Source organism: Olleya marilimosa CAM030 (assembly GCF_000518485.1).
GTDB lineage: Bacteria > Bacteroidota > Bacteroidia > Flavobacteriales > Flavobacteriaceae > Olleya > Olleya marilimosa.
Window position 1 is genome coordinate 820,742 of sequence record NZ_JADR01000001.1, and the last position, 13,930, is coordinate 834,671.

Genomic DNA, 13,930 nt, shown 5'->3' on the forward strand with positions numbered 1-13,930 from the left:
ATTTGTCACAGACCTTAATTAAATTTAATAAATCACTATGAAATTAGCACTTATTATAATTGGAGCAATCCTATTAACCATTTTAATTGTTTGGCTTATTGATAAATTTGTTCCAACAAAAGCAAAACCTATTATTACAATTGCTCTTTGGGGCCTTATTATCTTCTTAGGCTATTTAACTTTTAATTCTGTTTATGGTGAGATTAAATTCAATCAATTAAAAGAAAAAAGATATGCTGCAGCTATTAACCGTTTAATTGATATTAGAGATTCTCAATTAGCTCACAGAACTGTAACTGGTAAGTTTACTAAAAGTTACGACTCTTTAATTAAATTTATCGAAAATGGTAAATTTACAATCATTGAAAGAAGAGATTCTAGTGTAGTTGATGAAGAAAGAACTAAAGCTTATGGTGGTGTAACGTCTTATAAAGATATTGTTATTACGGATACTATTGGATTTGAATCTGTTAAAGAAAGATTATTTAAAGGTACAGACAGATATAAACAAATGATGAATGTACCTGTAGGTAAAGAAGGTACTAAGTTTACAATGGACGCAGGAGAGATTGAAGATGAAAATGGTAATAAAATCCCTGTTTTTGAAGCTTTTGTTAAAAAAGATGACATCCTTTTTGACCAAGATAAAAATTTAGTACTTAAAGAAAACCAAGTAATATCTGTTGAAGGTGTTAATGGTGATGCTTTACGTGTAGGATCTATGAGTTCTGCTAAAACAATCGGAAACTGGCCTAAAACTTATGGCTCAAACGAATAAGGAATATAATCATTTAACCAACCTAGAACTGTCCATTCAAATTAGTTTGAGTGGACTTTCTTTTTGTGTCTTAAATCCAGATACAAAGACTATAATAGAGTTAAAATCTAAGGTGTTTGGAATAAAAAAAACACCAACAGAACTTCTAGACGCAGTAATACATCTTTTTAATACGGAAGATATTTTAAACAATAGCTTCTCCTCTATAAACATAATACATGTTAATGATTGGTCAACCTTAGTACCAAAAGCATTATTTAAAGAAGAGTATTTAGCAGATTATTTAAAATTTAATACCAAAATTTTAAAAACCGACTTTATTACTTTTGATGAGATTATTACCAATGAAAGTGTCAATATTTACGTTCCGTTTACTAACGTAAATAACTATATCTTTGACAAGTATGGTAGTTTTACTTACAAACACTTTTCTACAGTTTTAATAGAGCAACTATTAGTTATTGAAAAACACTCTAGCATAACAAAAGTTTATGTTAACATAGATACCAATAATTTTGAAATTATAGCCATTAAACAAGGTGCATTACTACTTTACAACACCTTTGAATATCACACAAAAGAAGATTACATTTATTATCTTTTATTTACTTTAGAACAACTACAGCTTAATCCAGAAACGCTACAACTAGTTTTGCTAGGATTAATTAATAAAGAAGATGATTTATATAGCATTACTTATAAATACATCCGAAACGTTTCTTTTGGAAATAGAATGGATACCTATAATTTTACAAAAACACCAACGACAAACTACTCATATTTCACCTTACTAAAAAGCTTATAATGCGCATTGTATCAGGACAATTTAAAGGAAGACGAATTACAGCACCTAAAAAGCTACCTGTAAGGCCTACAACAGATATGGCTAAGGAAGCATTGTTTAATATATTAAATAATCAATTTTACTTTGATGATATTTCTGTACTAGACTTATTTGCTGGAACAGGTAACATAAGTTACGAGTTTGCTTCTAGAGGTACCCAAGATATTTTGTGTGTAGACCAAGACCATGGTTGTATAAAATTTATTAACGATACTGCGGAGAGTTTTGAAATGGATATACAAACCATAAAAAGTGATGTTTTTAAATTTTTAGAAAAAACAAAACAACAACATACAATCATTTTTGCAGATCCACCATACGATTTTACAGAAGAAGCATTTTCTAAAATCCCAGAGCTTGTTTTTGAAAACAACCTTTTAGAGTCCGAAGGATTATTAATTATAGAACATTCCAAGCATACAGACTTATCAAATTTAAAGCAGTTTGTACGTTCCAAAAGCTATGGAGGAAATGTATTTAGCTTTTTTGAAAATGAAACTTCAGATGAAGAAGAATAAACAAAAAAACCATCTAGAAATAGATGGTTTTTTTTATAGATAAGTAAATCTATAAGCCGGATTTTGTACTCCCTAAAGAGCCCTTATCATTTATCTGAGCTTGCTGTTACCAACACGCTTTAGCTACCTACCCTCTAACAATCGCGCGTGTACGCTCAAACGTTAGTATACATGGTATTGCACCTCATAGAGTTTACCTGGTTTCACTACAGCATGACCTGTACATACTTTCTGTTGCACTTTTCCTCACCTCTCGATGGATGGCTGTTAGCCACTATGATTACACTATGGTGTCCGGACTTTCCTCTTTAAAATAAATTTAAAGCGATAAGGCGATTTACTACTGCAAAATTACAACAAATTATACATTTTTAATACTAGAAACCTTAAATACTTTTAACCATTACCAAAATTTTAAATTTGTTGATAACTATAAATAAAATCAAGGTTAAGACTTCCTTTTTAACCTGCTATTTTTTAAATTTGTTGTTCAAAATTTAGTCATGGAGCATTTTGTAGTATCAGCCAGAAAATACAGACCACAAACCTTTAAGGATGTTGTAGGTCAGACTGCTATTACAAACACTTTACTAAATGCTATTGAAAACAATCACTTAGCACAAGCCTTACTTTTTACAGGACCAAGAGGTGTTGGTAAAACTAGTTGCGCTCGTATTTTGGCTAAAATGATAAATAGTGATGGTAATGAAACAGGTGAAGAGGATTACGCATTTAATATTTTTGAATTAGATGCTGCTTCAAACAACTCTGTTGACGATATCAGAAACTTAACAGACCAAGTTAGGATTCCACCACAAGTTGGAAAATATAAAGTCTATATTATTGACGAGGTCCACATGTTATCTCAAGCTGCTTTTAATGCTTTTTTAAAGACATTAGAAGAGCCACCAAAACATTGTATTTTTATTTTAGCAACTACCGAAAAGCATAAAATTATACCAACGATATTATCTCGTTGTCAAATTTTTGATTTCAAACGTATAACTGTTAAGGATGCTAAAAATTATTTAAAATACATCGCTGAAGAGCAAGGTATAAATGCTGAAGATGATGCTTTACATATTATCGCTCAAAAAGCAGATGGAGCTATGCGTGATGCTTTATCCATTTTTGATAGAGTTGTAAGTTTTTCTGGTAAAGACTTAACACGACAATCGGTTACAGAAAATCTAAATGTTTTAGATTACGAAACCTATTTTGAAAGTACAGATTACATTTTAGAAAATAAAATTCCAGAACTTTTAATTCAATTTAATCAAACGCTAGCAAAAGGGTTTGATGGACATCATTACATAGCTGGATTAGCTTCTCATTTTAGAGATTTATTAGTTTGTAAAAATCCATCAACTATTGAGTTGTTAGAAGTTGGTGAGGATACTAAAAATAAATATTTAGAGCAGTCTAAAAAAGCGGAACAAGACTTTCTAATCAAAGGGATTAATCTAGCCAATGACTGCGACTTGAAATATAAAAGCAGTAAAAACCAACGATTGTTGGTAGAACTAACACTTATGCAACTTGCCTCTATCACTTTTGATGGAGAAAAAAAAAATAGTAGTCGGTTCATAATACCACCTTCATACTTTAAAAAAATAGGCATTAAGCCTATTAAAGTTGTTAAACCTGTTCAAGTTGAAAGCACAGCAACCACTCAACAAAATAGTACAACTGCTAAGCCAGAAATACAAAACCCTCCACAACCTGCTAAACCAAAAATTGTTTTAGACAAAGGGCTTGCTTCTAATAAAAAAAGGACCTCTGGTTTATCTTTAAAAAGTATAAGAGCTAAAAAGGAACATCAAATAAAACAATTAGATGTTGTTGTAGATGAAGAAAATTTACCAAGAGAACCTTTTAACCAAGATGAATTAACAGAGGTTTGGAATGCTTTTGTTAGCCAAATAGAAAAAGAAGGTAAATTTAATCTAGCCTCAATCTTATCCATTGATAAACCAACTTTAGCAGAGGATGGTTTTTCAATTAAATTGACGTTTCCAAACTCAACAAATAAAGTTGAAGTCGAAAGACAATCCTTTGACTTAATGTCTTATTTAAGAAAAAACTTAAAAAACTACGACATTGCTTTGGATATAACTGTAAATGAAGAGTTAGATACCAAATACGCTTATACACCAATTGAAAAATACGAAAAGCTTAAAGAAAAAAACCCTAACTTAGAGCTATTACGTAAAATCTTTGACTTAGATGTTTAATCATGAATAAATTAGTTGTCTTAATATTTACTGTACTTGTTGCTTTTTTAAGTTGTGATGGACGCGATCGTGTAAAAAAAACAAATGCTCAAAAACAATCAGAAAGTAATCTATTCCAAACGTTTAAAAAACAAGTAACCTTTTTTCCAGAGAACTATACTGAAACAACAACTGATACTATTTTAAGCAATGGTTTTAGGGTTAAAATTAAAAACTATACAGATATGAATCATTCTGTTTTAGGATACACCTCAGTAAATTCTATAAAGTCTAAACAGTATTATAGAGAAGTAATCTCGGAAATTGAAGTTTTTAATAATGATAAAATTATTTTTAAAAATAACATTAACGAAGACTTTTTATTAGAAAACAAAAGCAATTATGTAAATACTGAAATTTATATAGATGAATTAAAATCTTTACAAACTAACACGCTACAATTAATAGCCTCACATTGTATACCAAACACAAAAGACTGTAATACTTACCGTATAGCCATTAATACCTCAGGCGATTATACTATAAAACGACAAAGTTAATACACTAATAATATTATGCTAGGACTAAAATTACCAACCGATCCAAGATGGGTTAATATTGTAGAAAAAAACATAGAAGATATTTTAACAGATCATGCTTATTGTGAGCAAAAAGCAACAAGTACAGCAATATCGTTAATAGTTAGTTTTCCTGAATATACAGATTTGGTTCAAGAAATGGTTGCTTTAGTTAAAGAAGAAATTAGCCATTTTAAAATGGTCCATGATTTAATTTTAAAAAATGGATGGGTTTTAGGTCGTGACCGTAAAGATGATTATGTATTACAGCTTATAACCTTTTTTCCTAAAGGAGGAAGTAGAACAACACAATTAGTCCACAGATTACTTTATGCTGCTTTAATTGAAGCTAGAAGTTGCGAACGCTTTAGATTGTTGTCTGAAGAATTGGAAGATAAATCTTTAGCAGAATTTTACCGTAAATTAATGGTCAGTGAAGCTAATCATTACACCATGTTTTTAGGTTTTGCAAGACAATATGGTGACCGTAAAGAAGTCGATAAAAAGTGGAATGATTTACTTGAGTTTGAAGCTGAAATAATGGTTAATCTAAGTAAAAAAGAAACTATTCATGGTTAACATGATTAATTAAAAGCTATAAAAAAAAGCCAATTCTAATAGAATTGGCTTTTTTTATATTGTTAATACAGGAATTAGAATTTAACTCCTAAACCTATTTGCATATTTGTGTTTTTAGCTTCTAAACCAATCGCGTTATCATCAATAACATTAGTTAATCCGTAAGAATATCTGAAGTCAATAAAGAACTCGTCAGAAATCATATATTCTAATCCTCCTAAAGCAGAAAAACCTAAGTTTTGTAATCCATCTTCATAAGAGTGACCTTTTAAACTAGCTTGAGGACCTACACCAATAGATAAACTTTGTCCAATTTTATATTTAAAAAATAATGGTACTTGAATGTAGTTAATACGTAGCTCTTGGTCTTTTGCTCCTTCTGCAGAGAATTGTACTTCTGGTGCAAAAGAAAAAGATTTAGAAAGACTATACTCTCCAAAAAATCCTATAAAAAATCCATTTCTATGTGCATTTTCAACACCTGTTGGAACTTCAGGATCAAAATCTAAATTAGAAATATTGTATCCAGCTCTTACACCATACAAAGCGTCTTGAGAAAATCCGTAAAAAGATGCTAATACAAACGTTAATAGTAAAATAGTTTTTTTCATATTTTGAAAAGTTTAGTTGGTTTTTTTGAGTTAAGTTATGTAAGAGTAAATATAATTTTTTTTTAAGTAATAGAAAGTAATAAATAGATAAAGTGTACTATTTTAACTTTGTATGGCTAGAAACTGTGTCATTATACATGCTTTTTATGATTCCGTCTGCCAATCCAATTTTTGGTACGTAAATATCCTTTGCTCCACTCCACTTCATTGCTGATAAATAAATACGTGTAGCAGGTATGATAACATCTGCTCTATCTTGATTTAAATCTAAAATAGAGATACGTTCTTCATATGAATAGGTTTGCAACATATTGTAATAAGACGTCAAATAAAAGTAAGATAACGGTTTACCCATAGCTTTACCAGACACTTTAAATATCTTGTTAATATTACCACCTGAGCCAATTACCTCTATCTTATCGTATGATGTGGTTTGTTGTTTTATCCATTGTTCAAGCTCAATCCAAGCATCTTTTTTAACCATATCATTTAATAGTCTAACTGTACCTATTTTAAATGATTTAGAGGCTATTTTTTCACCTTTAACTATAACTGAAAACTCAGTACTACCACCTCCTACATCTACATATAAATAGTTTTTATTGACATCAATATAAGATTGTAAATCTGTAGCTGCTATAATGGCTGCTTCTTCTTCACCTTCAATAATATCAATTTGAATTCCGGTTTTTTTCTTAATTAATTTTGCAACATCTTTACCGTTATTTGCTTCTCGCATTGCAGATGTAGCACAAGCCTTATACTTTACTACACCATGAGTTTCCATTAACAATTTAAATGCTTGCATGGTTTGCAGCATACGATGTACGTTGTTTTCAGATATTTCTTCATTTATAAAAACATCCGCACCTAAACGTACTGGAACCCTTACTAACGAACTTTTTTTAAACCTTGTGTCACTGCCTTTTTCTTCAACAATATTAGATATTAATAATCTAACAGCATTAGATCCAATGTCTATAGCAGCATATTTTTGAATTTTAAGCATCTAATTTATTTTTTAAATACGTGTAAGCTTCAAATTGAGATCTGTATTTAGGTTTATCGTTACGTTTATAGGTATTGTTTTGTGCTTTATTTAATATTCTAGCCTTAACATTATCGTTCCAACAAATATGAAATGTATCTATCAATTCCTCCTTGATATCATTATCATAAATAGGACAGCTTACTTCTACCCTATTTTCTATATTTCTGGTCATAAAGTCTGCGGACGATATATATACCAATGGATTGTTGTTATTACAAAACACGTATAGTCTTGTATGCTCTAAAAACTTATCGACAATACTTATTACTTCTATATTTTCACTTATTCCTTTTACTCCTGGAACCAAACAACAAATACCACGAACAATCATTTGTATTTTAACTCCAGCTTGACTTGCTTCGTATAATTTATCTATCATTGGATAGTTAGATATACTATTCATTTTAAGTTTAATGTAACCAGGTTTACCCTCTTTTACATTGTTAATTTCTCTATCAATAAGATTAAAAAACTTGTTTCTTGTATAATGAGGTGATGTTATTATATGCTTAAATCTATATATTTTATAATTAACTTCAAAAAAGTTAAACACTTTATTGACGTCTTTTAATATTTTTTGATTAGCTGTAAATAATGTATAATCTGTATATATTTTAGCTGTAGACTCATTAAAATTACCTGTACTTATAAAGCCATAGCGCTTTATTTTTTTATCCTCTTCTCTTTCAATGATACACATTTTACTATGTACTTTAAGACCTTGTACACCAAAGATTAACTGTACACCTTCACGTTGCATTTGTTCTGCGTAAGCAATATTAGCCTCCTCATCAAAACGTGCTCGAATCTCCATAGAGACCATTACTTTTTTACCATTTTTAGCAGCGTTTATTAAGGAACTTGCTACATGAGAAATTTGTGCTAATCTATATATAGTAATTTTAATAGCTCTAACTTGAGGGTCTAAAGCTGCCTCTCTTAAAAACTTGACAACGTAAGAAAATGTATGATATGGAGCGTATTGTAAGTAGTCTTTTTTGGCTATTGTTTCAAAGATACTACCCTCTAAACTTAGACCTTTAACTGGTAATGGTACTATTTTATCATACAATAAATTAGTACGTCCTAAACTAGGAAAATCCATGTAATCTCTTCGGTTATGATAACGTCCACCTGGTATAATACTATCCGTATTATCAATACCCATTTTGTCCATTAAAAACTCTAATGTTTTTTTGTCTATGGTTTTATCATAAACAAATCGTACTGGCTCACCTTCTTGTCTTTCTTTTACTCCATCACTGATTTTTTCCATGTAACTTTTGGACAAATCACTGTCCAAATCTAACTCAGCATCTCTAGTGATTTTAATCATGTGAGCAGTAATTTTATTATACTCAAAAATGTTAAAAATATCGTTTAAAAACAGCCTAAGTAAATCATCTAACAAGATTACATTATCAGTATCACCAACTTTTGGTAACACGATAAAACGGTCCATATTTTTAGAAATCTCTATTAAAGCGTATTGATTTTCGCCATCTTTTAAATGCATATTAACTGCAAGATAGGCTGCGCTATCCTTTAGATTAGGTAACTTAATTTCGGTATTTAAAACTATTGTTACTAATGCAGGACTAACTTTTTCAATAAAATACTTTCTAAGGTATTGTTTTTGAGATTTTGTAATTTTAGATTCTCTTAATATGAAGATATTTTCTGCTTCCAGCTTTTTTTGAATATCACTTAAAATCTTTAAACTTTCGGTTTGATGTTTTATAACTATGTTAGTAATAATCTCCAACAAGTCAGAAGCTTTTATACCACCAAGTTGGCTTTTTCCAGCTCTACCAGCATAATCGATACGTTTAACTGTTGCGTATCTAACCTTAAAAAATTCGTCTAAATTATTAGAAAAAATCCCTAAAAAACGTAATCGTTCAATCAAAGGTACAGACTCGTCAGCTGCTTCTTGTAAAACTCGATGGTTAAACTGTAGCCAACTTAACTCTCTGTTTATGTATTTATTATCTATAATATGGTTAGTCATTTAAAGCAAAATTTACTACAAATATATCTAAATAGATTGTCTATTTTAAATGTTTTGGGAAGACAATTTTTGTGGTTATTCCTTTTTTTATGTTTTTCCAAGAATTTTGTTCAAATTCTAGTTGCACAAAACCTGATGTTGTTACGTTGTCAATGGTTGTATTTCCTAGAGAATTACATAAATTAGTCAACGCATAGTTGTGTCCAAAAATCATTAAAACATCAACAGTATCATCACAGTTTTTTATGACCTCTAAAACTGAGTCTCCAGAAAAGTCATAGAGTGCTTTTTTTTGCTCAAAATGAATGTTTTTTAACTTTAAATTATCGACGAATAGCATTGCTGTCGATTTTGCTCTGTTTGCAGTACTAGATAAAATTAAATTTGGCTTTAAAAAATTAGTTTTTAAATGATTAGAAACCAATTTGGCATCTTTGACACCTCTTTTTTTTAATGGCCTATCGTGATCTGTAACATTAAATTGCCATGAAGATTTGGCATGTCTAATAAATTGTATAATTTTGCTCATGACTATCGTTAAAGTGCTTTAATATTCGTTTATTGTTTTTTAAAATACCATTTATCGGTTTTATAGGTGCTATAACACTTTTATTTGATTTGATATTTAAATCGTGTTTCTTTTGTTATGCTATTAATTAATTTTGATCCCTGAATATAGAGTAAATATAAAAAACCTACAATTATCATTTTTGATAAACCTCCCTTAAACTGTAGCAATTTTTTAGCTTTTATGAATAGTTAAAAATATGAAATTTAACGCAGTAAAATAAAATTATGTTATGAGAACAAACGATTCTCTTTTTAACTATAATGCCAATATAAGTTTATTGGTTACTATTTTCTTGCCTTAAATTTTTATTTGATTAAAAAACAGAGTATTAAACTAATAAGTTTTGAAAATATTGAAAACAAATTACACAAAAAGGTTATTATTTATAGTATCCCTTTTAATTGGCTTTAGTCTGCAAGCTCAAGTAAAAAAAGTGTTTACACCTCGTTACAGCGCCTCTATTAATGGAGATGTAAAGATGGTTGGTAACAACATGTTGTCCAGAACTTCTACAGGAAGTTATAATGGAGAGCAGGACAATCATGATTTTGTGAACAACGTTTATGTTGACATAGATAGTGATGCTAGTACATTTAACTCTAGTAGTGCCAATCTAACCAACCCATATCCAAACGATAGTTGTTTACAGATTGAAAAAGTCCTATTGTATTGGGCAGCTGCAGATAAAGGCATTGATGTTGCTGGAATTGAAACCGAAAATCAACCAAACTGGAATTACAACAATGTAAAATTAATGCTTCCAGGTCAAACCACATATACTACCATAAATGCAGACGAGGTAATATATAGAGGTAAAAATCAAAATCCACATATAAATAATGATCCTTACGTATGCGTTAAGGACATAACTAATAGTGTTAAAAATTTAGGAAACCCTTTTGGTAAATATCAAGTTGCCAATGTAGAAGCTAAAACTGGATTTTTAGTATCACATGAAAACACAAACACTGGTACATCTGGTGGATGGCAGGTGATAATGGTCTATAAAAGTGACAAATTAAAAGCCAGAAACATAACACTTTTTGATGGTTACGCTAACGTTACTAGTAGCCAAAATAATTTTGATATTAATATTTCTGGATTTCAAACTGTACCAAATGGTAATGTAAAATCTGACATTATTATTGGAGCGCTTGAAGGAGATAGATCTTTGACTGGAGACCGATTACAAATATTAAATTCATCAAATACATTTGTTGATATATCTGCACCATTAAGAGATTCTAACAACTTTTTTAATAGTAGAATTACTGTAGGACCAAGTAATGGAGCAAATAATTTTACTGACAGGAATCCAGCAAGTACTAATACCCTAGGTTTTGATGCTGCTGTTTTCCCTTTAAGTAATCCTGGTAATTCGTTATTAACTAATAACCAGACTTCTACTACTCTTAGATTAACGTCTAATCAAGAAACCTATGGTTTGTTTGTTTTAGGTTTTTCTGTTGAAATATATCAACCAGAATTACAGACAATTTTTACAGCTTCACCAACATTAATTACACCAACAAATAGTCCACAAACTATAACCTATACAGCAAATGTAACTAACGTTGGAAATGATAATGCTAATGGTGTATCATTAACAACAGTAATACCTAATGGAGCAGAACTTAATCTTCCAATTACGGGTTTATCATCTGGTATTACTTACACTTACAATAACACTAGCAGAATTTTAACTTTTATGGTTCCAAATGGAGTTTTGGAAGCAAATCAATCTATTAGTTTAAGTTATAATTTAACTGTTAACGATAATTGTTATTATTTACAAAATAATTGTTCTGGTACGTTTGACTCTAATTTGGTAGCCACTTACATTGGACAAATAAATCCTAAAAATTTAACTAGTGGTAGTCATAATGGAGTTAATGGGTGTGGTATTGGTAATTCTTTAAATACAATTGTAACTATCAATGCACCTGCTCCTGCAACATGGGTAACTGCTGCTTCTGCTTTAGACAGAGAAATAGAATGTAACAATCCAACAGCTTTAAATAATGCACAAGCGTTAGCACCTGTATCATCGTGTCCAGGTTTAACTCCAATCAAAACTTCAGGTAATTTTGTTCCTTCTAATAATTGTCCAACTTTAGGTACTTATACTAATACTTGGAATTTTACTGATTCTTGTGGACGTACAATTGCTAATTATGTTCAAATAATTACAGTCAAAGATACTACAGCTCCAGTTATAGATACAAATGCTTTTGACTTTACAGTACAATGTGATCAAAATAGTCAGGCTGCATTTAATAATTGGTTAGCTACCAATGGTAGTGCTACTGCTACCGATAATTGTGGTGCTGTAACATGGTCAAATAATTATAATAACTTTAGCGATGATTGTGGTACAACAGGATCTACTACGGTTACCTTTACCGCTTCTGACGCTTGTGGAAATTCATCTTCAACTACAGCAACTTTCACAATTGAAGATACTGTTGGTCCAACTTTTGATGGTTTTCCTAATGACAATAATAATGATCAACCCTCTTGCGTTGGTGTGCCTGTTTTAAGTTTCTCAAATTATACTGAAATTTTAGGAGATGGAAATAACAACACCTTTTTACAAGGTGAAAAATTTAGATTTACTAACGTATCTCCAGGTGTAGATGCTGTAGTAACAATACTTGCTACAGTAAATACAACAGTACCTTTATTAGATGATAATGGTAATGGTAGTGTAGACTCATTTAGACCTCAAACCGCATTTAATTTAACTAATATTGGTGATAGAGCTTACACTGAATATCAAATAGATTTTATTGATAATACAACTAATCAACCAACACCTTTACCAGAATTTTATACGACTTTTAGTGATATTGATGGAAATGCAAATTTTGGTGAAGTAAATTGGACACAATTTACAAATAGCTACACGGTAAATGATCCAACAGATTTAACTATTACTGAAGAAGGTCCTTGGATTGTAGCAACTGCAGGGACAACTGAGTATACAGGTGTTACTAATATATATCCTCAAGCCAATATTACTACTAGAAACACAAATACTGCCTCATTTAAATTTAGAGTAGGGATTGTTGCTAGAAAAGCTAATATATCAGGTAATTTAAGACAGCATAATATAGAGTTTACTTGTATTTCCAATTACACTAACCCTAGTACAATAACTGATGAAATAACACTGGAATGTAGTGATTTAGAAGATCCTGAAGTACTTACTGCTACTGATAGTTGTAGTAATGCAACAGTAACTTTTAACGAAATAAGAACTGATGGTGATTGTCCAAACACTTACACTTTAGAAAGAACTTGGACAGCAACTGATGATTGTGGAAATGAAACTATCAGAACATTAACAATAAATGTTCAAGATACTACTCCTCCAACTTTTGTCGAGGCTTTACCAACTAATACAACAGTAGATGGAAATAATATTCCTGATGCTCATATTTTAACAGCGACTGATAATTGTGGTGATGCCATAGTTACATTTAATGAGGAAATTGTTGGAGACATTTGTACTGGTAACCAAACAATAACAAGAGAATGGATTGCCACAGATACTTGTAATTTAGCAACAACTCATACTCAAGTTATTACAGTTAACCAACCTGTCTTAACTGCCTCAATTGATTCTGTAACTAATATTTTATGTTCTACTGAAGCTACTGGTACTATAACTATTTCTGTTTCTGGAGGTTCATTACCTTATACGTATTCTATTGATGGAGGTACAACATATACATCAAACGCTACTATAAATGATTTAGCAGCTGGCAATTACTCTATAATAGTATTAGACGCTAATGAATGTTCTACTACTTTATTAGCAGAAATTCTTTCTAATTGTACCGATGCCATCACTGACATAAACAACACATTTGTTGGACAACCAGTCTCTGGTAATGTGTTAACTAACGATGAAGATTTTGAAGGCGATAACCAAACAGTAACTGCTAATACTAATCCATCTAATGGTACGGTAACTATTGATGCTGCTGGTAATTACACCTATACGCCTAACGCTGGTTTTACTGGTGAAGATACCTTTACTTACACTATCTGTGATGATGGTAATCCTGAGGCTTGTGATACTGCTACTGTTTATATCGAAGTTTTACCGGAAAGTGGTCCTGAAAACGAAGCTCCTATTGCTAATGCTGATACTGCTACAACTCCTGAAGG

The 13,930-nt window shown here is 30.7% G+C and carries 11 protein-coding genes and 1 other RNA gene; 7 read left to right on the top strand and 5 right to left on the bottom strand.

The window, feature by feature from the left end:
• The first annotated feature begins 37 nt into the window (after positions 1–37).
• From M890_RS0103980 to rsmD, 3 genes are read left to right on the top strand one after another with little or no spacing between them, the layout of a single operon-like run.
• Entirely contained in the window at positions 38–778 is a 741-nt protein-coding gene (locus M890_RS0103980) for a hypothetical protein (RefSeq protein WP_051437435.1), read from the top strand.
• Positions 762–1,583 (top strand): DUF3822 family protein, encoded by an 822-nt coding sequence (locus tag M890_RS0103985; protein ID WP_028282288.1) that lies wholly within the window; start codon positions 762–764, stop codon positions 1,581–1,583. Before M890_RS0103980 ends, M890_RS0103985 begins: the two co-directional genes overlap by 17 nt.
• On the top strand, positions 1,583–2,140 hold the full coding sequence (rsmD, locus tag M890_RS0103990; RefSeq protein ID WP_028282289.1) for a 16S rRNA (guanine(966)-N(2))-methyltransferase RsmD: 558 nt from the start codon (positions 1,583–1,585) through the stop codon (positions 2,138–2,140). Before M890_RS0103985 ends, rsmD begins: the two co-directional genes overlap by 1 nt.
• A gap of 36 nt (positions 2,141–2,176) precedes the next feature.
• Here the strand turns inward: rsmD and rnpB are convergent.
• An RNA gene (gene rnpB / locus M890_RS16355) (RNase P RNA component class A) lies at positions 2,177–2,484 on the bottom strand.
• Positions 2,485–2,643: 159 nt separating this feature from the next.
• Here rnpB and dnaX point away from each other — a divergent pair.
• From dnaX to miaE, 3 genes are read left to right on the top strand one after another with little or no spacing between them, the layout of a single operon-like run.
• Positions 2,644–4,374, top strand: coding sequence for a DNA polymerase III subunit gamma/tau (dnaX, locus tag M890_RS0103995; RefSeq protein WP_028282290.1), 1,731 nt, complete (start codon positions 2,644–2,646; stop codon positions 4,372–4,374).
• Between the two features lie 2 nt (positions 4,375–4,376).
• The gene (locus tag M890_RS0104000) at positions 4,377–4,913 is read left to right on the top strand and encodes a hypothetical protein (RefSeq protein ID WP_028282291.1); all 537 of its coding nucleotides are present in this window, start codon (positions 4,377–4,379) and stop codon (positions 4,911–4,913) included.
• A 15-nt stretch (positions 4,914–4,928) separates the two neighbouring features.
• Positions 4,929–5,510 (top strand): MiaE family protein, encoded by a 582-nt coding sequence (gene miaE / locus M890_RS0104005; protein ID WP_028282292.1) that lies wholly within the window; start codon positions 4,929–4,931, stop codon positions 5,508–5,510.
• A gap of 74 nt (positions 5,511–5,584) precedes the next feature.
• Here miaE and M890_RS0104010 read toward each other — a convergent pair whose 3' ends face one another.
• From M890_RS0104010 to M890_RS0104025, 4 genes are all read right to left on the bottom strand, one after another.
• Positions 5,585–6,121 carry a porin family protein gene (locus M890_RS0104010; RefSeq protein WP_028282293.1) on the bottom strand — a complete coding sequence of 179 codons (537 nt, stop codon included), beginning with the start codon at positions 6,119–6,121 and terminating at the stop codon, positions 5,585–5,587.
• 97 nt (positions 6,122–6,218) lie between these two features.
• Complete coding sequence (locus tag M890_RS0104015) at positions 6,219–7,130, bottom strand: Ppx/GppA phosphatase family protein (protein ID WP_028282294.1); 912 nt, start codon at positions 7,128–7,130, stop codon at positions 6,219–6,221.
• Positions 7,123–9,183 carry a polyphosphate kinase 1 gene (ppk1, locus tag M890_RS0104020; protein WP_028282295.1) on the bottom strand — a complete coding sequence of 687 codons (2,061 nt, stop codon included), beginning with the start codon at positions 9,181–9,183 and terminating at the stop codon, positions 7,123–7,125. Before ppk1 ends, M890_RS0104015 begins: the two co-directional genes overlap by 8 nt.
• A 40-nt stretch (positions 9,184–9,223) precedes the next feature.
• Complete coding sequence (locus tag M890_RS0104025; protein WP_028282296.1) at positions 9,224–9,712, bottom strand: SixA phosphatase family protein; 489 nt, start codon at positions 9,710–9,712, stop codon at positions 9,224–9,226.
• A gap of 385 nt (positions 9,713–10,097) precedes the next feature.
• On the opposite strand from M890_RS0104025, the gene M890_RS0104030 reads away from it, so the two are divergent.
• Positions 10,098–13,930 (top strand): Ig-like domain-containing protein (locus M890_RS0104030; RefSeq protein WP_198018192.1); only part of this gene is annotated, 3,833 nt, incomplete at its 3' end.

Excerpts from the sequence above, each read along its gene's own strand:
- M890_RS0103980 (WP_051437435.1), top strand. The coding sequence starts at position 38 with ATGAAATTAGCACTTATTATAATTGGAGCAATCCTATTAACCATTTTA.
- M890_RS0103985 (WP_028282288.1), top strand. The coding sequence starts at position 762 with ATGGCTCAAACGAATAAGGAATATAATCATTTAACCAACCTAGAACTG.
- rsmD (WP_028282289.1), top strand. The coding sequence starts at position 1,583 with ATGCGCATTGTATCAGGACAATTTAAAGGAAGACGAATTACAGCACCT.
- dnaX (WP_028282290.1), top strand. The coding sequence starts at position 2,644 with ATGGAGCATTTTGTAGTATCAGCCAGAAAATACAGACCACAAACCTTT.
- M890_RS0104000 (WP_028282291.1), top strand. The coding sequence starts at position 4,377 with ATGAATAAATTAGTTGTCTTAATATTTACTGTACTTGTTGCTTTTTTA.
- miaE (WP_028282292.1), top strand. The coding sequence starts at position 4,929 with ATGCTAGGACTAAAATTACCAACCGATCCAAGATGGGTTAATATTGTA.
- M890_RS0104010 (WP_028282293.1), bottom strand. The coding sequence starts at position 6,121 with ATGAAAAAAACTATTTTACTATTAACGTTTGTATTAGCATCTTTTTAC.
- M890_RS0104015 (WP_028282294.1), bottom strand. The coding sequence starts at position 7,130 with ATGCTTAAAATTCAAAAATATGCTGCTATAGACATTGGATCTAATGCT.
- ppk1 (WP_028282295.1), bottom strand. The coding sequence starts at position 9,183 with ATGACTAACCATATTATAGATAATAAATACATAAACAGAGAGTTAAGT.
- M890_RS0104025 (WP_028282296.1), bottom strand. The coding sequence starts at position 9,712 with ATGAGCAAAATTATACAATTTATTAGACATGCCAAATCTTCATGGCAA.